A 23,820-nucleotide genomic window follows, 5' to 3' on the forward strand; every position below is an offset into this window, starting at 1 on the left:
GGATGTCAGCGCTCGCGATCGTTCTTTCCGGACTCCTGGCCGGTTTGCTCTCGCAATCCGACGGGGTCGATATCTTCGGCGACACCAGCGTCGGGGGTGTGGTGTTCTCCAGCGGCGGAGGGGGAGTCGCCGTAGCAGTGATTCTGGCGTCGGGTCTGGCTATGCTCGTCCGTCGGCGCAGTATTCTCGCCGGTCTGTCCATCGCCGCGGCCGTAGTCGCCGGGGTGACGGCACTGATGATGCCCTCCGACCTCGCCGAGGTGGTGGCAGGCGGAGTTCTGTTGGGATGCACTGCAGTACGGGCGAACGGTGTACGAGTTCGACAAGCGTTGTTGATCGGGTCGTTCCTCGTCGGACTACTCAGTGTAGGCGCGGTCGAGGCCTTGCAGCATCCGAGTATCCCGCGGCGCTACGCCGACTACCTCACCGAATCCGATATCGGCCCGCCGGTGGTCGTTCCTGTGCTGTGCGTACTGGTCGTAATTGCAGTGGCCTCGGCAGCTCGTGTCGACCGCAGCGACGACCATGCGCCACCGGAACGGAGCATCCGCACGGTCGGGGCGATACTACTGATCTCGATCGGTGGCTTGCTGCTCAATATGTTGTTCGTGCAGATGCTGTTTCGAGCTGAAGACGGCTTCGGTGGAAGCTGGTACTTCGGCCTCCTCGTCGTACCGGTGCTGTTCACTGCCGCCGCTCTGCTACCGGGTCGCGGAGGCATTCTTGTGCTCGCCGGGACAGCCGTGTTGCTCACCTCGACCACCACCTCTGGGGTGGGCATCGATGTTTCGGACGGTATCTGGGTGCTCGGGCTCGTGGCAATCACGGCAGTTGCGGTGACAGTGGGCGCGGCACTCGGGCTGCGCTGGGGTCGACCGATCGTCGGCTTCGCGACCCTGGCGGTGGTGTGTACGACCGCGCTGTTCGAGCGCCCCCCGTGGGACAACGTGCACTACGCGGCAAGTCTGGTGATCTTCCCGGCCGCTGCGGCCTACCTGTACGTGGCGTGCACGCCGGCTACTCACACTCCCTCGCCCCCCACGCCCTTGACCATCGGCCTCGCGGTACCGGTGGCAATCACGGTGCCGATGGTCGTCACCTACGGTTGGACGGCGTACACGCCGCTCACATCCGCCCTCCACCACTCGACGTGGCCCAGTGCCGAGCTGTGGCTCTCGACGGGCGCGGCAGTGCTAGCGGTGGTCCTCGCGGGTATCGGAACCCGGTTCCTCGGCCGTCGGCTACTTGTGAATTGATCACCGGAGTACCGTTTTCTTACATGGCTTACAGATACCTCGGAAACAGTGGACTGAAGATTTCGGAGATCACGTACGGCAATTGGTTGACCCATGGTTCGCAGGTGGAGAACGACATCGCGACCCAGTGCGTGCGTGCGGCTCTCGATGCAGGCATCACCACATTCGATACCGCCGATGTCTACGCCAACGGGGCTGCGGAAACGGTCCTCGGTGACGCATTGAAGGGCGAGCGCCGCGAATCGCTGGAGATCTTCACCAAGGTCTACTTCCCCGTCGGACCCAAGGGTCCCAACGACACCGGACTCTCACGCAAACACATCTTCGAGGGCATCGATGCCTCGCTGCGTCGCCTCGGTACCGACTACGTCGATCTCTACCAGGCCCACCGCTACGACGTCGAGACCCCGCTCGAAGAGACCATCGCCGCGTTCGGCGACGTCGTCCGTCAGGGCAAGGCCCTCTACATCGGCGTCTCGGAGTGGACGGCAGATCAGCTCCGCGCCGGCCAGGAACTGGCACGGCAGAACGGGTTCTCGATCATCTCGAACCAGCCGCAGTACTCGGCCTTGTGGCGCGTCATCGAGGATCAGGTGATCCCGACGTCGAAGGAACTGGGCATCTCGCAGATCGTCTGGTCGCCCATCGCTCAGGGCGTTCTCACCGGCAAGTACCTACCCGGACAACCGCTGCCCGACGGTTCGCGCGCCAAGGACGACAAGGGCGGCGACAAGATGATCGCGCGCTACCTCGACGATCAGACGCTCACCCGGGTGCAGGCACTCAAGCCGATCGCCGACGATCTCGGAATCACCATGGCGCAGTTGGCTGTTGCTTGGGTTCTGGCCAACGACAACATTTCCGCCGCGCTGGTCGGGGCATCGCGTCCCGAGCAGATCGCCGAGAACATCAAGGCGTCCGAGGTCATCCTGGACGCGGATGTACTCGCCAAGATCGACGAAGCCCTCGGCGATTCGGTCGAGCGCGATGCGGGTAAGACCGGCTCCCCGGAAGCCCGGTTGGTCTAGAAATTCGTCGCCCGGTCCACGTTTGACGGGGCGGAGCTGCGGTACTCGGCGTTAATGTGGACCATGCGCTCACCACTCCGTAATCGCAGCACCGCCCCGGCTCCCGCATCCCCAGCCCGGGTGGTGGTGGTCGGCGGCGGGTTCGGCGGCTTCTACGCACTGCGCAAGATGCAGAAGCTGTTGGGCCCGGACCGCGCCTCGTCCACCCTAGTCGCGCCCAACGACTACCTGCTCTACAGTCCGCTGCTGCCCGAGGTAGCAACCGGCGTGCTGGATCCGCGGGACATCGCAGTGTCGACACGACAGACGTTGCGGCGCACCAAGTTGGTGCTGGGACACGTCACGTCCGTCGACTTCGAGAATCGACGCGTTCGTGTCGCCGGCCCCGACGGTGATTCGGAACTGGCCTGGGACAAGCTGATTCTGGCCCCGGGTTCGGTGACGAGGCAGTTCGACATCCCCGGTGTCGCCGAGCACGCACACGGTCTCAAGACCCTGAGCGAAGCGGTGTTCATTCGCAACCACGTGTTGAAGCAGTTGGATGCAGCCGACGAACTGCCCGACACGCCGGAGGGCCGCGCCGAACGCAAGGAACGGCTCACCGTCGTCGCTGTGGGAGCCGGCTATACGGGCACCGAATTCGTTGCGCAGATGCAGAATTGGATTCGCGGTATCGCTACCCGGTGGGCGACGGTCGACCCGTCGGACATTCGGTGGTTGCTCATCGACCTCGCGCCTGCGGTGCTGCCGGAACTGGGCGAGCGACTCGGCAAGGAAGCAATGGAAGTCCTCGCGGCTCGCGGCGTCGAGGTGCGTCTCGGGGTGTCGGTGGAATCGGCCACGGCGAACGCGGTGACGCTGACCGACGGTGACGTCGTACCGACACGCACCCTGGTGTGGGGAGCGGGCGTGGCTGCGAGCCCCCTCATCGCGCAACTCGACCTGCCGACCGAAAAGGGGCGGCTTGTGGTCAACCCCGACCTCACGGTCCCCGGCGTGGACGACGTCTGGGCCATCGGTGACGCGGCCGCGGTGCCCGATATCGCCGCCGACCCGTCGAAGCCGACGCCGCCCACCGCGCAGCACGCGCAGCGGCAGGGCACAGCGGTGGCCAAGAACGTCGCCGCGTCCCTGGGTGTCGGCACTGCTCGACCGTACCGACACAAGGATCTGGGACTGGTCGCCGACCTGGGCGGATTCGACGGTGTGGCAAAGCCATTGGGCGTGCCCCTCACCGGAGCCGTCGCGAAGTTCGTCGCCCGCGGTTATCACCTTTATGCCCTGCCCACCGCCTCCGCCCGGGTGCGCGTGGCCACTGATTGGCTGTACTCGACGGTGCTGTCCACCCGCGTGGTCAACCTCGATCAGGTGCGCTCCGAGGATGCGTTGATCGCCAAGGCGCAGGGGACCGGCGTGTACGACTAGGCAGCCATGTGCGCGGAAACTCGTAGCCCACTACGAGTTTCCGCGCACGACCGTCACCGAAGGTGATGCACCTCCTGCAGCCCGTAGACCGGGGTGTCGATGCCCTCGTAGCGCGCCTTGATCTGCAGCGCCAGGTACAGCGAATAGTGCCGGGACTGATGCAGATTGCCGCCGTGGAACCAGAAGTTCTCCTGCTGCGTCGGCTTCCACATATTGCGCTGTTCGCCCTCCCACGGACCGGGGTCTTTGGTGGTGTCCGAGCCCAGGCCCCAGCACTTGCCCACCTTGTCAGCGGTCTCCTGGTCGATGAGATCGGCGACCCAGCCGTTCATCGAGCCGTAGCCGGTGGCGTAGACGATGAGGTCCGCCGGTAGTTCGGTCCCGTCCTCGAGTACGACGCCGGTCTTGCTGATCCGCTCCACCTGTCCGGCAACGAGTTTGATCTTGCCGTCCGCGACGAGCTCGGATGCGCCGACGTCGATGTAGTAGCCCGAGCCGCGGCGCAGGTACTTCATGAACAGGCCGGAACCGTCGTCGCCGAAGTCGTGCTGGAAGCCTGCCTTCTCGAGGCGATCGTAGAAGTCCTTGTCCTGCTCTGCGATCTGCTGATACACCGGGATCTGGAACTCGTGCATGATCCGGTACGGCAGCGACGCGAACGTGAGATCGGCCTTGGCCGTGGTCATTCCGGACTCCACCGCGCGCTCCGAGTACAGATCGCCGAGAGCGATCTCGCACAACGAGTCCGACTTGACGATGTGCGTGGACGAGCGCTGCAGCATCGTGACGTCGACACCCGTCTCGTACAGCGCCTTGCAGATGTCGTGCGCCGAGTTGTTGGAACCGACGACCACCACACGCTTGCCGACATAGGCGTCGGGACCGGGGTGTTCGCTGGAATGGTGCTGCTCGCCCTCGAATTCGTCCATGCCGGGGAAGTTCGGCACGTTCTTCTTGCCGGACATCCCGGTGGCCATCACCAACTGCTTGGGCCGCAGGATCACTTCCTCGCCGTCGCGGTCGACGACGACGGTCCACTCCTTCGCGGTCTCGTCGTAGGTCGCGGACTTCGCGGTCGTCTTGCTCCAGTACGGAACCTCCATGACCTTGGTGTACATCTCGAGCCAGTCGCCGATCTTGTCCTTCGGTGCGAACACCGGCCAGTTCGGCGGGAACGGCAGGTAGGGCAGATGGTCGTACCAGACCGGGTCGTGCAGGCACAGTGACTTGTATCGGCCACGCCACTGATCTCCGGGGCGCTCGGCACGGTCGACGACGATCGCCGGGACGCCGAGTTGACGGAACCGAGCACCGAGAGCGATGCCGCCCTGCCCGCCGCCGACGACGAGGACGTACGGCTGCACGCTGTAGCCGAGCTCCTTCTCTTCCATCTCCTTCTTCTCGGCCCAGTTCTGGGTGTCGGCATTCGAGCCGTGCACGGCACCCTTGATGCGGGACTTGCCCTGCCGCTCCTCGTATCCCTTGAGTTCTTGCATCGTCGTCAGCAGCGTCCACGCCACGTCGTCACCGGTCTCGGCGTCCGTCGTCAAACGCAGATGTCCCTTGCCACGGCTCGTCGCCGTCTCGAATGCGATCCACGCCGAGACGACGCCGTCTGCTTCGTCGGGGGTCTCGGTGGTGTGAAATCCCGTCGGGTCGGTATCGGCGAGCCTTTCACCGAGCATGTCGGCGACGCCGTCCCGGCCCTCGACCGTCTTGAGGTTCCAGGTGAACGTGACGAGATCGCGCCAGAAGCTGCTGACGGCGAACATGCCGGCAACACGAGGAATGTCCCGGGTGACCAGGGCGTCCTCGAACTTCGACAACCAGGCGTCGACCCGTTCCTGCGGGGTGTGCGTGCGGGTGATCGAGTCGGGCTCGATGGTCTGGGTCATGAAAACTCCTTGCGATGAAGAGGTGCCGTGTATGTGACCCAGCACACTCTCTTCGGATAGCCGGGTCGAGAGTTGCAATGCGTTGCAGCGGCTCATGCCGGTGACAGCTTCTTCAACCCCAACGACTGGAATCCAACGACGTAGATCAATGTCCACAGCACCAGCCAGTCGACGAAGCCCAGTGCGTTGCCGGAGATGCCGGCCGCGACGACGGGTTCGTGGAGCACGTGCTCGGCAAGAACGTAGTAGTAGGGCAGGAACGTGCCGATAGCCAGCGCGAAAGTCAGTACTGCGCGTCCCGCCGCCGGGAAGCGATTGCCGAAGCCGTTCGCCCAAAAGATCATCCAGAATGCCCAGCAGACTCCGATCTGTGCCGGGAACTGGTTGATCACCGTGCCGAGTTCTGCGGTGGCTTCCGAACCGACGAGTAGCTTCGCGAGCGGAACCATCAGGAAGTAGATCGCCGTGCCGAGCGCAGCGTTGCCGACGGTGGCCGCCAGTGCGGTCCGTCCGCCGCCGCCGGCCAATTTCCAGGGCCAGTTGTCCAGGGTCTGGCCGGTCAGGATCACCGAGACGACGATCGAGTAGAACCAGCCGAGTGCGGTGTCCACGGACATCAGTGGATCGGTGGCCGAGAGCGAGACCGACGGCAGTCCGAACACGAAGTACAACGCGAGGGTCGGGACGGCGACGAATGCGATCTCGCACAGCCCGATCAGCGGTTGCTTCATGCGCAGCACGGTCCACGGCCAGTGCTGCCAGTTGAGGACCACCATGACCCAGGTGCCGAATCCGAACAGCACGAACAGCGCTCCGGCGAAGTAGCCGAGCCCGCCCTCGCGAGAACCGGCGAAATCCGGGTACAACGCCCCGAGGCCGCTGCCGAGGATCCAGGTGACGGCAACGGCGAACACCGCCGTCGAAGTCAGGATCGCGAGCCCGCGCATCGGTTGTTTCAGAGAGTCGAATCCGGCGAATTCACAATCGAATCCGATGAACACGATGAAGAGAATGGCCCAGAACAGCGCGGCGTTGAACGGCAGCGGATAGAAGTTCCAGGGACTGGTGGTGGGATCGGCGAGCACATACCAGGTCGCCAGCGACACGGCCATGACCACGGCGAGGTTGGCCAGTCCGAATATGAGCCAGTTGCCCTGTGCTGACGCCGTTTTCGGCTCGTCGAGGGGTCGGTCTGCGGTTGCGGTCATGGGGGTCTCTTCTCGGTGGGTCGACAGGGTCGCCGTCACTATGAGCTGAATCACAGCCCACCGTCAGGGTTGCGGGAGGTTGCAGTGCGACCGATTCGATGCAACGCACTGCAACCCTGTCGGAAGTGGTCGTCGTCACATAAACCTGTGTGCATCCAATTCAGTCAGGAGTGAGAACCGATGCGTGCAGCTGTGTATTACGGCCCGAACAAGGTGGAGATCACCGACGTACCCGAGCCGAATCCCGGTGCGGGGCAGGTCAAGGTCAAGGTCGGGTTCAACGGAATCTGCGGAACCGACCTGCACGAGTACTACGCAGGCCCCATCTTCATCCCCACCTCGCCGCATCCGCTGACCGGCCAGGAGATGCCCCTGGTGCTCGGACACGAGTTCTCGGGCACGGTCACCGAGCTCGGCACGGGTGTCACCGGCATCTCGGTCGGCGATCGCGTTGCCATCGAACCGCTCTACCGCTGTGGACACTGCGGACCCTGCCGGGCAGGAAACTACAACATCTGCGCGCAGATCGGCTTCCACGGACTGATGTCCGACGGCGGAATGGCCGAATACACCGTGGTCCCCACGGACATGATTCACGCCCTACCCGACAACGTCTCTCTCGAACTCGGTGCCCTCGTCGAACCGATGTCGGTTGCCTATCACGCTGCGACACTGGGGGATCCGAAGCCCGAGGACACCGCGATGGTGTTCGGAGCCGGCCCCATCGGCATCGGCCTGTGGTTCGCGTTGCGCGGTAAGGGACTCGACATCGTCTACGTCGTCGAACCGTCGCCGACGCGTCGCGCCTCGATCGAAGCGCTCGGTGCCAAGACCCTCGACCCGACGGCAGTGGACGTGCCCGCCTTCATCGCCGATCTGACCGACGGCAACGGGGCCGACGCCATCTACGACGCGGCCGGTGTGCAACCGGCCGTCGAGACCGCGCTGGGCTGCATCGGTGCTCGCAAACCGCTCGTCAGCGTCGCGATCTACGAAAAGCCGCTCACCACACCGCTGCAGAAGCTCGTCATGAACGAATCCCGCATCCAGGGATCGCTCTGCTACACCTCCGCCGACTACGAGGCCGTCATCGATCTGATGAGCCAGGGCCACTACGACACGACGGGCTGGGTGGACAAGATCACGCTCGACGGCGTCATCGACGACGGATTCGAGGCGCTGCACGCAGGCACCAAGATGAAAGTTCTGGTCGACCCCTCGACGGGTGTACCCGCATGAGCGCGGTGCTGGTGACAGGGGCCGGTCAGGGCATCGGACGGGCGATCGCGTTGCGGTTGGCCAACGACGGGCACGACATCGCGTTGGTCGACCTGGCCGAGGACAAGATCGCCGGCGTGGCCGACGAGGTGCGTCGAACAGGCTCGAAGGCAACGACATTCGTCGCCGACGTCAGTGATCGCGATCAAGTGTTCGCGGCCGTCGAACATACCCATAAAGCGCTCGGCGGCTTCGACGTCATCGTCAACAATGCCGGAATCGCACAGGTCGCGCCGCTCGACGACGTCCGCCCGGAAGACACGAAGAAGATCTGGGCCGTCAACGTCGACGGTGTGCTCTGGGGAATTCAAGCTGCGGCAGCCACATTCAAGGCGCTCGGCCAGAAGGGCAAGATCATCAACGCTTCCTCGATCGCAGGCCACGACGGGTTCGCGATGCTCGGGGTCTACAGCGCAACGAAATTCGCGGTCCGGGCATTGACCCAGGCTGCGGCCAAGGAGTACGCCTCGGACGGCATCACCGTCAACGCGTACTGCCCCGGCGTTGTCGGCACCGACATGTGGGTGACCATCGACAAGCGCTTCGCCGAGCTGACCGGTGCCGCCGAGGGGGAGACCTACGACAAGTTCGTCGGCGGTATCGCTCTCGGTCGGGCGCAGACTCCCGAGGACGTCGCCGCGTTCGTCTCGTATCTCGCCGGACCCGACTCGGACTACATGACCGGACAGGCACCGTTGATCGATGGTGGTTTGGTCTACCGGTGACCCCGCATGAATCCGCTTTGTGAGCTGGAGCACAATTGACAGCGATGACGCAGTCGACAGGCCCTGAACCTGCGCTGGCGGCCGGCGAAGACCCGCGCCGCTACGCGCAGATTCTCACTGCCGTGTACGACGCGACCATGACCGGCGGGAAGTCTCCCGCGCGTCCCCGCGAGGTCATCGGTGACTCCTGGCGGCGGTTGCAGACCCTCGGTATCGACCCGGAACTGGGCAATCCTGCCGAGAGACAGATGGACGCGTCCGATCTCGAGTTCAGTCGACGGGAATCGGGGTTGTTCGACATTCTGGACGACCTCGCCCGTGGCCTGGAATCGGTGGTGCAGGACGGCGACAACATTCTCGTCGTCGCCGATCGGAACGGTCGAGTGCTGTGGCGCAGCGGATCGACGTCGGTGCTCGACCGCGCCGACGGTCTCGGGTTCGTCGAAGGGGCCAACTGGGCCGAGGACTCGGTGGGCACCAATGCCATCGGGACAGCATTGGTCTCACGCCGCGCTGTGCAGATCTTCTCGGCCGAACACTATGTGCGCAGCCATCATTCGTGGACCTGCGCCGGAGCGCCCATTCGCGATCCGCGTACCGGCCAGGTGCTCGGCGCCATCGACGTCAGCGGGCCGGCCAAGACGGTGCACCCCACCACCATCGCCCTGGTCGACGCCGTGGCGAGGTTGGCGGAATCGCAGCTGCGCGAGATTCACCGAACCACCTTGGATCGACTGCGTTCGGTGGCCGCACCGATGCTGGCGCGCCTGCAGTCCCCGGCGCTGGCCGTCGACGCGAACGGGTGGGTCGCGGCCGTCGAATCGGTGGCACTGCGCAATCGCATCCTGCTGCCCGAGGACCTCGCGACGGGACGCTTCTGGCTGCCGAGCCTCGGGGTGTGCGACTTCGAACCCCTGCCCGGTGGATGGCTGGTGCGACCCACTTCTCATGGTCGTTCCGCCGGCTCCACTCCTGGCGACTCGGCGGACTCGTTCGTCGCGGAGTCCGGTAACACGACGACGATTCGCATCGACCTGCGCGATTCGCAGAGGCCTCGTATGGAGGTGCGCAGCGAGGTGGGGGAGTGGACCCACGAGCCGACGCCCCGGCACGCCGAGATTCTCTACCTGCTGGCCATCCACCGGCAGGGACGCACCGCGTCGCAGATGGCTGCCGACCTCTTCGGCGACGACGGCCGCGCGATCACCGTGCGGGCCGAGATGTCCCGCCTGCGCAAACACCTCGCCGGCATCATCTCCACCCAGCCCTACCGGCTGGACGAGTCGGCGACGGTCGACGTGATCACGCCGGCGGACAGGAACAGGCTGCTACCGCATTCGTCGGCCCCCGCTATCCGGGCCGCACGGGGCTGAGCCGTAGCGCAGAATCGGGGAATGAACCGCCTCACCCGCATCCTCGACGCGTCGGATCCCGGGCAGTTACGGCTGCGCGGTGCCTCGGCGACGACGCTGACGGTGTTGCTCGCGATGGTGGTGCTGCTGCTCGCCACTCGCGCCATCGGCCAGCCGGTGACCGTGGCGATGCTCGGCACCGTGGTGGCGATGCAGGCGTCGGCGTCGGTCAAGGACAAAGACCAGCACAGCCGGCTCGTCACCACCGCCCTGATGGTGCTTCCCTCCTCGGCGGCAGTGACGGTCGCGGCGCTGCTCTCGCGGCTCGGCGCGGTGGCCGACGTCGGATTCATCGCGGTGTTGTTCGCGGCCGTATGGGTGCGCAGATTCGGACCCCGTGGCACCGCGCTCGGCATGGTCGCGTTCATCTCGTACTTCTTCGCGTTGTTCCTTCAGGCGACCCCGGGGCAAGTGCCGATGCTGATCGCGGCGATCGGCGGCGGAGTGCTCATCGCTCTGTTCGTACGGGCGGTGGTCTTTCCGGACCGACCGATCGTGGAGGTGCGGCGGCTGCTCTACGCCATGCGAGCGGTATCGGAATCGGTGCTCGCGGCGGCATCGGCGCGTGAGGACCGTGATCTGGAACTGTTGCGGCGCAGGCTCGATCGGCTCGGAAACACCGCCCTGATGATCGACGACTGGCTCGACCGTCACGACGCGGGACAACTGCTCAGCGTGACGAGTACCGATCTGTCGCTGCGTGTGTTCGACGCCCAGATCGCCACCGAACAACTCGTCAGCTCACTGTGGGCTCTCGATCCCGCCAAGCCGTGGCCGACCGCACTGGGTCAAGCGACCACCGCGCTGGGATCGTGCCTGCAGAACGCCCCGTCCGCCGAGCAACTCAAGGCCGCCCGACGGTTGGCCGCCACGGCGGCCGAGCGCGCCGACCCGTCGACCCCCGCCGGTATCGCGACGGTGTCCGCCCAACGAGCGGTGCAGGCACACATCGCCATTCATCACATCACCACCAATGCGGTGGCTGTCACGTCGAGCCCTCGACAGGCTGCTGCCGAGCCGTCGGACAAGGACGAGCCTGCCGGCCTGAACCCCAGCACGAAGGCGGCAATCCAGGTTGCTGTCGCGACCAGCGCGGCAACGGTATTGGGGGAGTTGGTATCGCCGGACCGCTGGTACTGGGCCGTGCTGACGGCGTTCCTGGTGTTCACCGGGGCGTCGACGCGCGGCGAGATTCTGACCAGAGCCGGCCAACGCATCCTCGGCACGATGGCGGGAGTGCTTGCGGGAGTGGTGATCGCGGCACTCGTCGGCAACCACCAGTCCGTTCAGCTGGTGCTCATCGTCGTCTGTGTCTTCTTCGCGTTCTACCTGGTGACCGTCGCGTATGCGCTGCTGTCGTTCTTCGTGACCATTCTGCTCGCGATGCTCTACGGGCTGCTCGGCACGTTCAGCATCGAGGTTCTGGAACTACGGATCATCGAGACTGCAGTCGGCGGAGCCGTCGGTATTGCGTCCGCCTACTTCATCTTCTCGACCGGAACACGTAAGACATTGGTGGACAAGGTCGATACGTATCTCGACCAATTGGACGCCCTGATCGACACCAGCGTCGAATCGGTGATCACCCCAGGAAACGCCACCGACCTCGTGGCGTCGACGCGCACGCTCGACAACGCGCTGAAGGAGGTCGTGACGGCGGGGAAGCCGCTCGTGCTCGGGCCGACGACCCGCAGCCGGCGAGGGGCGAAGCGATTACTGCGGGTGCTGACCGTCAGCGGCCGATCCGCACACGGCCTGGCGCGAGCGGGTGTAATCGCCTCGCGCGCCGATCCCGCATCGATGCCCTCGCCCGAGACGGCCCAGGCTTTGCGTGAGGCCGCAACCCTGGTGCGTGACACCGCCCGGCAAGTGCAGGCGGCGATCGCGGGAAAGCGCGTCGATCAGCCCGAGAAGGTGACCGACACAACGGTATTGGATGTGTTGCTCACCAGCACCAACTCACCCGGACCGGTGCGGATCGCGGTGCGAGCCCTGAACACTATGAATCGGACCCTGGCCGATGTCCTCAGGCGGGGCTGACCTCGGCGCGGTGTCAGGGAAATGGCTCGACCGCATCGTCGACGGTTCTCTGCGTGAGGGTCTCGATCAGCTGTAGACAGTTTCGGGGCTGAGAATTTCCGTGATCGGAGTCATCAAAGCGCTCACGAGGTCACTCGGTCCGTCGATATCGGTGTTGACGAAAACCACGAGGGTAGTGTCCTTTTCGGGTAGGTACACGGCGACGGTTTTGTACCCTGGCAAGCTGCCGTTGTGGCCGATCCAGCCGTGAACGTTGAACAGCCCCAGACCGTATCCGCTCATAGGATCCTGCGGGTCGAGGCTGTGGGTCTCCAGACGCTGGTGCTGAGTGCCTGGTGCGAGCAAGTCGCCCTTGGCGAGGGCGGGTACCCACACGCGCAGGTCGTCCAGGGTCGAGATCATCGCACCTGCCGCCCAACCCCATGAGGGATTCCAGTCGGTGGCGTCGGCAGTGGCTCCGTCCAGTGTTTGCTCCGTGTAGCCCCGTGCGTGCGGCTCGGGAAACTCGTTAGCGGTAGGGAACACCGTGTGCGTCAGTTTCAGCGGAGTCAGAATTCCGGCACCGATGACATCGGCGAGCGGTCGTCCGGTGACCTTTTCGATCACCATGCCCAGAAGAATCAAGTTCGTATTGGAGTACTCCACGTCGGTCCCAGGTTCGACATGGAGGGGATGGCCGGCCGTGTAGGCGAGTAGTTGCTCCGGAGTCAACGACTGCTCCGGGTTGCTCAGGATATCGGTCACGAACTGCTCGTTGGATGTGTATGGGTCCAGCCCACTGCGCATACCGGCCAACTGCCGCAGCGTGATTCGACCTCCCTCGGTGACTCCACCGACATATTTCGCGATCGGATCGTCCAGACCGATCTTCCCCTGGTCCACCAGCTGCAGCAGGGCTGTGACAGTGAAGGTCTTCGTCACGCTGCCGATTCTGCTGTAGAAGCCGGGCTCCATCGGAGCTTTGGTGGCAGTGTCGGCAACGCCACGCGCTCCGACATAGCTACCGCCCGGGCCCCAGATTCCCACAAGAGCGCCCGGCAGACCGGCCTTTTTTACCGCTGAATCGATTACCGCATCCAGGCGCGCGGACAGCGCGGCATCCACTGGTCGATCAGCGGGGTTCACAGCCGACGTGGGTGAAGTGTCCACAGGCGAATTCGGTCGGTCTCCGTTACTGCAGGAGGTCGCGGTAGCTGCAAGCCCCACGGTCAATACGGAACAGATCATCGTTTTAACAAGAGTGGTTCTGATCATCGATCGGTCCTTTCGAGAGTTGTTCACTGCGATGTCCGGCAGCAGTCAACCATGATCACGTTGAATCACGTTTTCTCGCTTGATATCTCGAATGCAGCTGACCATGAGAAATGGAACGAAGTGGTATTCGCCCGAGGCAAAGATCATCCTTTCGGACGATGCCGACCTCGAGATGGTCGGTCGCTAGGCGTACAACGCGCCGGTAGAAGGCGTAGTAGGGCGCGAAACTTCGAGCCGATCTGGCGATACCCATATCGACTCCTGGGGCATAGGGTTCGGCCAAGTCGAAGATTTCGACGGTTTCGGACAAAAATCTCACGGTCGGAGTTGCCATGCCGAGCAAGTGTTTTCCACAGTGACGTGGCTGGTACGTGGCGAGCGATCGGTCGGTCGTCCCTGGCGTCGGTGGATCTTCGATGGCACCGCGACGATGGTGGCCTTCGCTGTCGCCTCTCCCTACGTCTTCTACGACGACCGACACAACGTTGCACCGGCGATGATCGCGTTGGTTGCCGTACATGCACCATTGCTGCTCAGGCGGGTGTATCCCGTTCCCGTGTTCGCATGGGTGTTCGTCGCCGCTTCGGCTGCAGTCCTGTGGAACGATCATGTGATCGGCGGCTTGGGTGTTCTGGTTGCCCTCTATACCGTTGTCGCGACGCAACCACGCCGAACAGCAAGTGCTGCTACGGCACTGGTGGAGGTTGCCGCCTTGTCGGCGGCGCTGACGTCTTCGAGCGAGTCGCGGACGGTCGACGCACTGTTGCTGTCCGGCCTCGTCGGGTTGGCGACAGGTCTAGGAATTCACTCATGGACCCGCCGAGCGTATCTGGCCGAATTGATTTCTCGAGCTGTACATCTCGAGATCGAACGTGATCAGCAAGGCGCGTTGGCTGCTGCTGCCGAGCGCGACCGCATCAGTCGCGAGATGCACGACATCGTCGCCCATCACCTCACCGTCATGGTCGCTCTCAGCGATGGCGCTGCGGCGGCTACGGCGTCGTCGCCGGAAAGGGGTATCGAGGTGATGCGCGTGGTGTCCGAGACGGGCCGTTCGGCGCTCGCCGATACCCGTCGACTACTCGGAGTACTTCATCGGCAGCGTGATTCAGCACTCGATGGTTGCAATCCGACACCCGTCCGGGCCGATCTGGAGTCGTTGATCGAGCGGGTCTGCAATGCCGGGGTTCCCACCACGCTGACGGTGTCCGGTGCCGGATCCGAGGCGACCCGGCCGATGCATCTTGCAGTGTTTCGAATAGTTCAGGAGGCCCTGACAAACACTCTCAAGCATGGTGGATCTGGAACGTGTGCGGAGGTCGATGTTCGATACGGACCGGAGGGTGTGGACGTGTCGGTACGCGACAACGGCGCGGGCGTTCGTGCGAAGGCCACCGACGGATCCGGGATCGGTTTGATCGGCATGCGCGAACGGGCCCTCGTCCACGGCGGAACATTCACCGCGGGTCCTCATCCGACTGGCGGATGGGCAGTCGCGGCAACCTTGTATGTCGGTGACGCTGTCGGCGCTCGATGATCACCGTCTTGTTGGCCGACGACCAGAGCTTGTTGAGGCTGGGCTATCGCCTCATCCTCGAAGCCGAAGACGATATCGAAGTCATCGGGGAAGCAGGCGACGGAGCCGATGCGGTGTCCATGGCGGTCGCTCTTCGGCCCGATGTCGTACTGATGGACGTTCGGATGCCCAACGTGGACGGGATTACTGCGACTGCAGCCATCGAATCTCGTTGCCCGACTGCATCGGTTCTCATTCTGACGACATTCGATCTCGATTCCTACATCCATGCAGGCCTGCGTGCCGGAGCCAAAGGCTTTCTGCTCAAAGATGCTGCACCGGTCGACTTGCTGACAGCTATCAGGGCCGTGGCCGACGGGAACGTAGTCTTGGCTCCGCGCGCGACAAAGCATCTCGTGGAACAGTTCACCCGCTCACTGCCTCCGGCGGAACGGCAGACGCGCCACGACACCGTGGTGAGTGCACTGTCCGATCGCGAACTGTCCGTTCTGCGTTCGCTGGCCAACGGTAGGTCCAACAAGGAGATCGGAGTCGATCTGGGTATCTCCGAGGGGACCGTCAAAGTTCATGTCAGTCGGATTTTGAAAGCACTGTCCTTGAGGGATCGAGTGCAGGCCGTCGTACTCGCATACGAATCCGGAATCTGCCAGGGCGGGTGAGCGGTGGCCCGGCTGAATGTTCGGACTTTCGCGTACGCCCTGAGTCGGGGTTGACATTCACACGGTGACAAGGTCTTGGCTGACGGCCATGATCGAATTACTCCGGCACCAGAACTCTTCCGTGCGGCTTCGGGCTGCGCTCGACATCGGAATATCGAAGGACCCAGAATCCCTCGACGCGCTGCTCGAGCGCTGCGCCGTCGAACCGGATTTTCAGGTGCGAGAGATGTTGACGTGGGCGCTGATTCGTCTCCCCGCTGCATCGACGGTGCCCAGGCTGATGCATGAAGTGCGCACCGGCGGCGCGCAGGCTCGCAGCCAGGCGTTGCACACGTTGTCCAAGGTCAAGGACCGGGCGGCCTGGCCAGTGATCACCGAGCCGCTCATCTCCGACTCCGACGACGAGGTGGCCCGGAGCGCGTGGCGGGCGGCGGTCGTCCTGGTCCCCGACGGCAGCGAGCAGTGGTTGGCGACGACGCTGTCCACTCAGCTGGGGCGAGGCGGGCGGGAGTTGCAGCGCAGCCTCAGCCGCGCACTGGTGGTACTCGGGTCGGTGATCGAGCCGATGGTGCGCGAGGCCGCGTCGAGCAAGGATGTTGCTGTTCGCGCGCACGCGCTGGCGACGGAGTCGCTGCTGCGAGACCCCGACAGCGGATTTGCGTTGTTCGAGGCCCAGCGCGTCGATGCACTTGGCGCAGCCGACCCGACGGGGTGAGATAGGCAGATGTTGATCGGTGAGGTGGCGCGGCGGTCCGGGGTCAGCGCGCGCATGCTTCGGCACTACGACCGGCTCGGGCTCGTGCAGCCGACCTCGCGGACTGGCACCGGATACCGCGAATACTCTCCGGCCGACGTGCGTCGTCTGTTCCACGTCGAATCGCTCCGGTCGCTCGGGTTGTCCCTGCACGACGTCGGGCGTGCACTGGACGATCCGAGTTTCGCGGCGACGGGACTCGTCGACGAGCTGGCTACCCGAGCCGAAGAGCGCATCGCGCGAGATACCGAGCTGCTGACGCGGTTGCGCCGCATCGGGAGCGCCCGACCGGAGGATTGGGAGGACGTCCTCGGTGTCATCGGAATGCTCGGAGACCTGGACTCGGTGAGCGCGGGGAAGCGGCAGTCGGCGGCGTTGGCGTCCGTCGGAGATCGCCCCATCCCGGCCGAGGCTCTGGCCGAGGCGGTGCTGCGCGAGCCCGCCACCAACGTCGCCGGCGCGCTGCGATGGGCACTCGCGCAGACCGGGAGCGATGCTGTCGCGGCGCTGCGGCAGGGCCTCGACTCACCGGATCCCGAGGTGCGTCGCCGCGCCGTCGATACCGTCGTCGAAATTCCGCATCCCGACGCTACCGAGGTGCTGCGGGAGGCGCTGGGCCACGAGGACGGGCAGGTACGACGACTCGCTGCGCTGGAACTGGGTGCCCGAGGAATCGTCGACGCGATTGCGGTGCTGATCGACATGGTCCACGAGGGTACGAACGATGTGGACGCGGCAGACGTGCTCGGTAAGCTCGGGTATGCAGACTCCACGGTCGCGGCCCTCATGGACGGCCCGAGTGGGATTGCGGCGCGCCTACGGGTGACCCAGGCGCTGGCCAGCATCCCGGGCCCGGCGGCGGCGCAGGCTCTGCGCGAGCTGACTCAGGATGAGGACCGCTCGATCGCGCTGACGGCGACGTACCTCCTGGACCGGAGAGAGTAAGCCGCTTCGGTACCGTCGGAGTCATGAAGGCACTCGGATTGCTCGCGGCACTGTCGATCACATTGGCCGCGACTGCCTGCTCCACCTCGACCACCCCGGCCGCACCCGCCGAGCCCGCTGCCGAGAACCAGGTGACCGTCGCCGACCGGATGTTCACACCGCAGTCTCTGACGATTTCTGCGGGCGAGACCGTGACGTGGGTGTTCGCCGACCGCGCGATGGCACACAACGTCGTCGCCGACGACAAGTCGTTCCGCAGCGAACTGATGCAGTCGGGGCAGTTCACCCATACCTTCGACACCGCGGGCACCTACACCTACCACTGCACCCCGCACCCCGACATGACCGCGACGATCATCGTCGAACCGTGATGGACCGATAGTCGTGGCAACTCGGGCCCGCAGCATCGTCGCACCCCTGGGGGTGGCGGGAGCAGCGGTCGGCGGTGCCATCCTGTTGCATGTCCGCGATCCCCGAAGCTCGACGTACCTGCCGTGCCCCTTCCACGCCCTCACCGGACTGTGGTGTCCGGGATGCGGCGCGACCAGGGCTTTCGGTGACCTCACTCGCGGAGACATCGCGGCGGCCGCGTCGAGCAACGTCGTGGCGGTGCTGCTCGGTGTCGTCGCGATCGGTGTCTGGGCCGCGTGGCTGCGAGCACGATGGACGCAGACGCCACTGACGCTGCCTCGTCCCAATCGCCCGACCGTCGTCGTCGGGGTTGCCCTATTGGTCTTGTTCACCGTGGTGCGCAACACTGCGTGGGGCACCGCCCTCGCCCCGACCTGACATCCCTAGGAGGCTGCTGTGCTGCTGCAAATCTTCTCGATCATCGTGCTGCTGGGCGTGCTCATCGCGCTCATCCCCACGGCCCGACGCGTCTTCAAGAAGGGTGACGACGAATGAGCGACTCACTGCGAGATCGGGTGCGAGCGAAACTGCTCGCCCAGATCGCCGACGACGGAGGCACGGCCGCCGAGCAGGCAGAGGGCGACGACCCCCGCCTGAACGCACTGCGCGACGACCTCGAAGCACTGGACGCAGCCCCCGACGGAGACCCGGTGATCGACGACATCGCCGCCAGACACTGGGTGCCCTGACCTAGCTCCTATTTCAACGCGCCGAGGAAAGTCCGCAGATCCGCCGCCAACTGAGCCGGGTTCTCCATCGCGGCAAAATGCCCACCGTGATCGGGGACTTCCGTCCAGTGCACGATGTGGAATTCCTGTTCCGCGAGGTGCCGAATGCCGATGTCGTGCGCAAACATGATGGCACCCACCGGTTGTGACGGCTTCTGCGCCTTCTCGCCCCAAGCACCGGAATCTGCTGCGTACACGGTGTACGCAGCACTACCGGCGCAACGAGTGAGCCAGTACAGAGTGACGTGCGCCAGGATGCGTCTGTCCGGTTCCGCGTCGAACGGATATGTCCACGCACGAAACTTGTCCAGCATCCACGCGAGCTGACCGATGGGACTGTCGGTCATGGCGGCACCGATCAACTGCGGCCGCGTCGACTGGATGGATATGTACCCGAACTCGGACTGCAAGAAGTCCGCTACGCGGCGGTAGCGGTCCAGTTCGACTTCGGTGCAACGCTTTTGCTCTTCTTCGTCAGGCGCCTGCTGGGGTGCGCCGATCGAACCGTTGACGTGAATGGCGGTGCAGTGATCGGGATCGAGCCGTCCCATCGCAGGTGCAACGCCGGCACCGTAGTCGCCACCTTGCACGACGTACGAGTTGTACTCCAGGTGACTCATCAACTCCACGAACGCTTTCGCTACACGGTCGGTGGTCCACCCGTCGTCGGAGAGCGGCATGGAGAAAGCGAATCCGGGTACGGAGGGAACTATCACGTCGAAGGGACGGCTGTTCACGTCATCCGGCTCGGTGAGGAGCGGAATGAGCTCCAGAAACTCGAGATACGACCCGGGCCACCCATGGCACAGCAGTATCGGTGTGGCATCGGCCCGCGACGATCGCACGTGCAGATAGTGGATGCGCTGCCCGTCGATTTCCACCAGGAATTGGGGGAATGCTTCGAGCTGCTCTTCCACGTCCCGCCAGTCGAAGTCGTCGATCCACGTCGAAGCCATGGACTTCAGGACGGAGATGGGGACACCGGTGGTCCAGTCGTCGGCACCCAGAGGTTCGGGGAGACGGGCATCGCGGACGCGTCGTGCCAGGTCGTCGAGGTCGGACTGCGGGATGTCGACGGTGAACGGGACGGGGGACTCGGTGATAGTCATGGAAGTACGGTTGCAACTATTGCGGACATTACCTGTCCTGATCGCCAGTGGCTTGTCGACCGTCGATGTCACGTCGAGTGGACCTTGGGAGGGACCTGGGTTGGTGTCAGCGTGAGGCGCATCTAGTATCTATGTTGTGTCCGAGACGAGATCCGCCGCCGATACGGCGTACCTGACTGTCAAGGAGCTCGTCATTTCGGGGGAACTTCCTGGTGGTGAGCTCGTCAGTGAAGGGGAGATCGCGACGCGGCTCGAGATCAGCCGCACACCGGTCCGCGAGGCGTTCCTTCGCCTCCAGGTCGAGGGATGGATGCGCCTCTATCCCAAGCGGGGGGCGCTGGTCGTCCCCATCGCGGTGGGTGAGGCGGAGAGCGTCGTCGACGCGAGGCGATTGGTCGAGGCCGGCAGTGTTCGCGCCTTCGTCGGCGATGCGGATGCCCGCGCACGAGTGGTCGAGGCGCTACGCGACAACCTGCGAATCCAGGACAAGCTCGCAGTCGACGGCACCGCAGCGGAGTTCAGTGCCGCCGACGCAGATTTCCATCGGACCGTCGTCCGCGCCGGCAACAACCCGTTGCTCGACGCGTTCTACGACGGACTTCGCGAGCGACAGCGGCGGATGACCGCGGCATCCCTGACCCGTGATCCGGGTCAGATCTCCCGCATCGTCGACGACCATCGCAGACTCGCCGACCTGATCGAAGCCGGGGACGCAGACGAATTCGAGCGAGCCGTCGAACAACACATGCTCAGGGTGCACGGCTTGCGCACAGACAGAGGGGGAACACGATGACCGAGGCCATGATCGAAGACGACGTCCGACAGGCGACGGCCAAACGCTGGCTGTTGGTTGCCGTCGGCATGTTCGCCGTCGCCTGGGGCGGCAACGAATTCACACCGCTTTTGGTGATGTATCGACTCGACCACGGCTTCTCTGCCGTGGTGGTCGACACGTTCCTGTTCGCATACGTTCTGGGCATCATTCCGGCGATGCTGATCTGTGGTCCGTTGTCCGATCGACTCGGCCGACGCCCGATCATGTTGCCCGCGCCCGCAATTGCCGCTGCCGGTTCCATTCTGATCGCCCTCGGCCCCGACAACGCCTTCATGCTCTTCGGCGGGCGAGTGCTCAGCGGCATCGCGCTCGGAATCGGTATGGCCGTCGGCGGTAGCTGGGTCAAAGAACTCTCCAGTCGCGACGCCACCGCCAAGCCCGGTGCCGGAGCGCGCCGCGCCGCGATGTCGTTGACGGCGGGCTTCGCCCTGGGAGCCGGCGTCGCCGGTGTGCTCGCGCAGTGGGCACCCTGGCCGACGCACCTCGCGTACAGCGTGCATGTGCTGATCTGCATCGCCGCGTTCGTCGGCATGCTGTCGGTCCCCGAGACACGCAGCGCCGCAGCATCATCGGGAAGGAAGAGCCTCGTCGACGATCTCAGAATTCCGTCGGCGTCGCATCGACGCTTCCTGTTCGTCGTGTTGCCCTTGGCCCCATGGGTTTTCGGCGCGGCAAGCGTGGCCTATGCGGTGCTGCCATCTCTGATGGCCGACGCGTTGGCCGACGAGCCCGGTGGCGGTTACCCCGTCGCCCTGTCCGCTGCGATGGCGGTGATCGCCCTCGGTTCCGGATTCGCGATCCAGGCTGTCGGGCGTCGGATCGACACACCCGCCAATGCGCGCGGCGCTTTGGTTGCGCTGTCTCTGTTGGTGGTCGGTATGGCTGTCGCGGCGTGGGCGGCGTCGGTGCTCACCATCGCCGCGGCATTGATCGCGGCAGCGGTTCTCGGTTGCGGGTACGGCATGGCGCTGGTTTCGGGTCTGCAAGAGGTGCAACGCATTGCGGGCCCCGACGATCTCGCCGGCCTCACCGCTGTGTTCTATTCGCTGACGTATCTCGGCTTTGCGGTGCCCGCTGTGCTGTCGGCGCTGACCGAGACCTGGCCAGGGGTGGTCACGTATCCGATCATCTTCGGATTCGGCGCGGTGATGGCGGCACTGTGTGGCCTGGTGGTGCGATCGAAAACGTCCGCTCACCTGCCCTAGGGGTCGTGCGCGTTGTGCGTACCTGGAGGGACGCACAACGCGCACGAAGGAGGCTAGGATCAGCGCCATCATGGTGCAGTCCTCGCGCACGGTCCCGCCGTATCGGGTGCCCCCGACAGCTTGGGTAGCTGCTGCCACGGTCTGGAATCGACGCGAAGCGTACTGGTTTCTCGTCGCGGTGATCGTGCCTGCCGCATGCTGGTCGAGGTATCCCGCGCTGGTGCCGTACATGTTCGCGATCGTTCTGTTCGGGGCTCTGGTGTTTCGCTATCGACGGATCGCCTCGGGGGTGTCGATGCTGCGCTGGGGAGTGATCGCACACGTCGAGACCGTGGACACGGCACTGCGCGGCGATCGCAACCTCCGACTCGCACACGCCACCGGGTGGAATGTCCAACGGCGTTGGTACACAGGACCGTTGACGGAATCTACGGTGCGCTATCGAGCGGGGGATGCGCGCGGGCACCTGTTCGTTCGGGGACTGCCGTTCACCACCGGTGTGGTGCTCGCGCACTCGAAACAACCGGCTTCAGCGATGGTCATCAGCGACTTCCCCTGCGATCTGCAACTGGACGGCAAGGGACGCTGGGCGGCAACGTTCCCGCAAGGATTCTGGCGACAGGCATCGGCGACGGTCGCGCTGTACGGCTACGCCGTGACAGGCCTCGCGGTCTCGCTCGCGTATCGCTGACGACAATCGGCTCCCCAGACTCGGAAATATGCCTCTGATCGGAGGCACATTTCCGAAACCGGGGAGCCGATTGCCCGCGAAACTAGGGCAACGACGGCAATTGCGTGTCCACAAGCCATGCGTCCCACAGGGTTCGGGGGCAACCGAAGCGAGAGGCGAGGTCGGTGAAGTCGGCGGTCGCCACGGTGGAGTAGCGGTATTTGGAGGTCCATTCCTGGATCAGGCCGAAGAATCGTTCGTCGCCGATGGTGCGTCGCAGTGCGTGCAAGGCCAGCGCGCCGCGCTTGTAGACGCGGTCGTCGAAGATGCGGGCGGGCCCGGGATCGGTGAGCTGCAGATCCATCGCGAGCCCTCGCTGGATGGTGTGAGCTCGCTTGGCCTTGTCGTGAGCCGTTGCGCCGCCGGAGTTCTCGGCCCAGATCCACTCCGAGTAGCAGGCGAATCCTTCGTGCAGCCAGATGTCTGCCCACTTGCCGAGGGTCAGGGAATTGCCGAACCACTGGTGCGCCAATTCGTGTGCAACCAGACGCTCGTAGTATCGGGAACCCGAACAGTGGTTCGCACCGAAGATGGACAGGCCCTGCGCCTCGACCGGGATTTCGAGATCGTCGTCGGTCACCACCACGGTGTACGACGCGAAAGGATAAGGGCCGTAGAGCCGTACGAAGGTGTCCATCATCTGCGGTTGACGGCCGAAGTCGTGATCGAACTGCGCTCGTAGCCGCGGGGGCGTGATCGCGTTCATCGGCACCGGTCCCGGGCTCACGACGCGATGCTCGTACGGTCCGACCTGAATGGTCGCGAGATAACTCGCCATGGGCTCGGGCTGCTCGTACACCCACGTGGTCCGGCTGGCCCGAGTCTGCTTGCGTACCAACGTGCCGTTGGCCACCGCGTAGTACGGCGAGTCGGTGGTGATGGTGATGCCGTAGCTGGCCTTGGACACCGGGTGGTCGTCACACGGAAACCACGATGCGGCACCGTTCGGCTGACTCGCGACGATCGATCCCTCGGTGAGCTCTTCCCAGCCGACCTCACCCCAGAAACCGTTGATGGGCTTGGGTGTTCCGCCGTACGCCACCGTGACCACCAGTGCCGCTCCGGACGCGATGGGCTTGGCGGGAGTGATCTTCAGCTTGCCCCGCTGGTGGCTGAACTTCACCGAACGTGACCCGTTGACCGACACCTTCGACACGTTCATCGCCGGGCCGAGATCCAACGCGAATTTCGACACCGTCGCCGTGGTGACCGCGGTGATCTTCGCTTTGCCCGTCAATCGGTTGCTCTCGACCTTGTACTCGAGGTCGAGTTCGTAGCGCGAGACGCGATAGCCGCGATTGCCGTTCTGCGGAAGATACGTATCGATCGGATTGTCACTGGAGTCGACGTCGAACACCGGTGCCACGAGCCTGTCCGGCATTGAAG

22 protein-coding genes are annotated in these 23,820 nt (G+C 64.5%); 17 read left to right on the plus strand and 5 right to left on the minus strand.

Annotated elements, in window-relative coordinates; translation table 11 throughout:
* Positions 1-2 precede the first annotated feature (2 nt).
* From J2X62_RS17505 to J2X62_RS17515, 3 genes are all read left to right on the plus strand, one after another.
* Complete coding sequence (locus J2X62_RS17505) at positions 3-1,256, plus strand: hypothetical protein (RefSeq protein WP_310182235.1); 1,254 nt, start codon at positions 3-5, stop codon at positions 1,254-1,256.
* 23 nt (positions 1,257-1,279) lie between these two features.
* Positions 1,280-2,284 (plus strand): aldo/keto reductase family protein, encoded by a 1,005-nt coding sequence (locus J2X62_RS17510; RefSeq protein ID WP_027494405.1) that lies wholly within the window; start codon positions 1,280-1,282, stop codon positions 2,282-2,284.
* Between the two features lie 63 nt (positions 2,285-2,347).
* Entirely contained in the window at positions 2,348-3,709 is a 1,362-nt protein-coding gene (locus J2X62_RS17515) for an NAD(P)/FAD-dependent oxidoreductase (protein ID WP_310182237.1), read from the plus strand.
* A 53-nt stretch (positions 3,710-3,762) separates the two neighbouring features.
* On the opposite strand, the gene J2X62_RS17520 is transcribed toward J2X62_RS17515, so the two are convergent.
* Positions 3,763-5,604: an NAD(P)/FAD-dependent oxidoreductase gene (locus tag J2X62_RS17520; RefSeq protein WP_222069562.1), complete on the minus strand. Its 1,842-nt coding sequence runs from the start codon at positions 5,602-5,604 to the stop codon at positions 3,763-3,765.
* Between the two features lie 92 nt (positions 5,605-5,696).
* Positions 5,697-6,812 (minus strand): hypothetical protein, encoded by a 1,116-nt coding sequence (locus J2X62_RS17525; RefSeq protein WP_310182240.1) that lies wholly within the window; start codon positions 6,810-6,812, stop codon positions 5,697-5,699.
* 180 nt (positions 6,813-6,992) lie between these two features.
* On the opposite strand from J2X62_RS17525, the gene J2X62_RS17530 reads away from it, so the two are divergent.
* Genes J2X62_RS17530 through J2X62_RS17545 form a run of 4 tightly spaced genes read left to right on the plus strand, consistent with a single transcriptional unit; the run spans position 6,993 to position 12,267 of the window.
* The gene (locus J2X62_RS17530; RefSeq protein WP_310182242.1) at positions 6,993-8,051 is read left to right on the plus strand and encodes a 2,3-butanediol dehydrogenase; all 1,059 of its coding nucleotides are present in this window, start codon (positions 6,993-6,995) and stop codon (positions 8,049-8,051) included.
* On the plus strand, positions 8,048-8,815 hold the full coding sequence (locus J2X62_RS17535; protein WP_027494400.1) for an acetoin reductase: 768 nt from the start codon (positions 8,048-8,050) through the stop codon (positions 8,813-8,815). The genes J2X62_RS17530 and J2X62_RS17535 overlap by 4 nt, the downstream gene beginning before the upstream one ends.
* Positions 8,816-8,859: 44 nt before the next feature.
* Positions 8,860-10,188: a GAF domain-containing protein gene (locus J2X62_RS17540; RefSeq protein ID WP_310182244.1), complete on the plus strand. Its 1,329-nt coding sequence runs from the start codon at positions 8,860-8,862 to the stop codon at positions 10,186-10,188.
* 21 nt (positions 10,189-10,209) lie between these two features.
* Entirely contained in the window at positions 10,210-12,267 is a 2,058-nt protein-coding gene (locus J2X62_RS17545; RefSeq protein WP_310182246.1) for an FUSC family protein, read from the plus strand.
* A gap of 66 nt (positions 12,268-12,333) precedes the next feature.
* On the opposite strand, the gene J2X62_RS17550 is transcribed toward J2X62_RS17545, so the two are convergent.
* Positions 12,334-13,416, minus strand: coding sequence for a serine hydrolase domain-containing protein (locus J2X62_RS17550; protein ID WP_310182248.1), 1,083 nt, complete (start codon positions 13,414-13,416; stop codon positions 12,334-12,336).
* Between the two features lie 460 nt (positions 13,417-13,876).
* Here J2X62_RS17550 and J2X62_RS17555 point away from each other — a divergent pair, with 460 nt between their 5' ends.
* From J2X62_RS17555 to J2X62_RS17585, 7 genes are all read left to right on the plus strand, one after another.
* Complete coding sequence (locus tag J2X62_RS17555; protein ID WP_057472609.1) at positions 13,877-15,058, plus strand: sensor histidine kinase; 1,182 nt, start codon at positions 13,877-13,879, stop codon at positions 15,056-15,058.
* Complete coding sequence (locus tag J2X62_RS17560) at positions 15,055-15,717, plus strand: response regulator transcription factor (RefSeq protein WP_032364494.1); 663 nt, start codon at positions 15,055-15,057, stop codon at positions 15,715-15,717. The genes J2X62_RS17555 and J2X62_RS17560 overlap by 4 nt, the downstream gene beginning before the upstream one ends.
* A 55-nt stretch (positions 15,718-15,772) precedes the next feature.
* Complete coding sequence (locus J2X62_RS17565) at positions 15,773-16,432, plus strand: HEAT repeat domain-containing protein (protein ID WP_310182462.1); 660 nt, start codon at positions 15,773-15,775, stop codon at positions 16,430-16,432.
* 9 nt (positions 16,433-16,441) lie between these two features.
* Positions 16,442-17,416, plus strand: coding sequence for a HEAT repeat domain-containing protein (locus J2X62_RS17570; RefSeq protein ID WP_310182250.1), 975 nt, complete (start codon positions 16,442-16,444; stop codon positions 17,414-17,416).
* A 23-nt stretch (positions 17,417-17,439) separates the two neighbouring features.
* On the plus strand, positions 17,440-17,787 hold the full coding sequence (locus J2X62_RS17575) for a plastocyanin/azurin family copper-binding protein (RefSeq protein WP_032388277.1): 348 nt from the start codon (positions 17,440-17,442) through the stop codon (positions 17,785-17,787).
* Between the two features lie 13 nt (positions 17,788-17,800).
* Positions 17,801-18,205, plus strand: coding sequence for a DUF2752 domain-containing protein (locus J2X62_RS17580; RefSeq protein WP_057472613.1), 405 nt, complete (start codon positions 17,801-17,803; stop codon positions 18,203-18,205).
* Positions 18,206-18,318: 113 nt separating this feature from the next.
* Complete coding sequence (locus J2X62_RS17585; RefSeq protein WP_027494394.1) at positions 18,319-18,516, plus strand: hypothetical protein; 198 nt, start codon at positions 18,319-18,321, stop codon at positions 18,514-18,516.
* An 8-nt stretch (positions 18,517-18,524) separates the two neighbouring features.
* On the opposite strand, the gene J2X62_RS17590 is transcribed toward J2X62_RS17585, so the two are convergent.
* Positions 18,525-19,664, minus strand: coding sequence for an epoxide hydrolase family protein (locus J2X62_RS17590; protein ID WP_032388279.1), 1,140 nt, complete (start codon positions 19,662-19,664; stop codon positions 18,525-18,527).
* 136 nt (positions 19,665-19,800) lie between these two features.
* Here J2X62_RS17590 and J2X62_RS17595 point away from each other — a divergent pair, with 136 nt between their 5' ends.
* The 3 genes from J2X62_RS17595 to J2X62_RS17605 all read left to right on the plus strand — a co-directional run bounded on the left by J2X62_RS17595 (position 19,801) and on the right by J2X62_RS17605 (position 22,395).
* Complete coding sequence (locus J2X62_RS17595) at positions 19,801-20,457, plus strand: GntR family transcriptional regulator (protein WP_032369373.1); 657 nt, start codon at positions 19,801-19,803, stop codon at positions 20,455-20,457.
* Complete coding sequence (locus J2X62_RS17600) at positions 20,454-21,704, plus strand: MFS transporter (RefSeq protein WP_310182254.1); 1,251 nt, start codon at positions 20,454-20,456, stop codon at positions 21,702-21,704. The genes J2X62_RS17595 and J2X62_RS17600 overlap by 4 nt, the downstream gene beginning before the upstream one ends.
* A 70-nt stretch (positions 21,705-21,774) precedes the next feature.
* The gene (locus J2X62_RS17605) at positions 21,775-22,395 is read left to right on the plus strand and encodes a hypothetical protein (RefSeq protein WP_310182255.1); all 621 of its coding nucleotides are present in this window, start codon (positions 21,775-21,777) and stop codon (positions 22,393-22,395) included.
* A gap of 82 nt (positions 22,396-22,477) precedes the next feature.
* Here the strand turns inward: J2X62_RS17605 and J2X62_RS17610 are convergent, their stop codons facing one another.
* Positions 22,478-23,815: a M1 family metallopeptidase gene (locus J2X62_RS17610; protein ID WP_230072950.1), complete on the minus strand. Its 1,338-nt coding sequence runs from the start codon at positions 23,813-23,815 to the stop codon at positions 22,478-22,480.
* Positions 23,816-23,820: the final 5 nt, after the last annotated feature.

It is taken from the genome of Rhodococcus sp. 3258, from assembly GCF_031456475.1.
In the GTDB taxonomy this organism is placed as follows: Bacteria; Actinomycetota; Actinomycetes; order Mycobacteriales; family Mycobacteriaceae; genus Rhodococcoides; species Rhodococcoides fascians.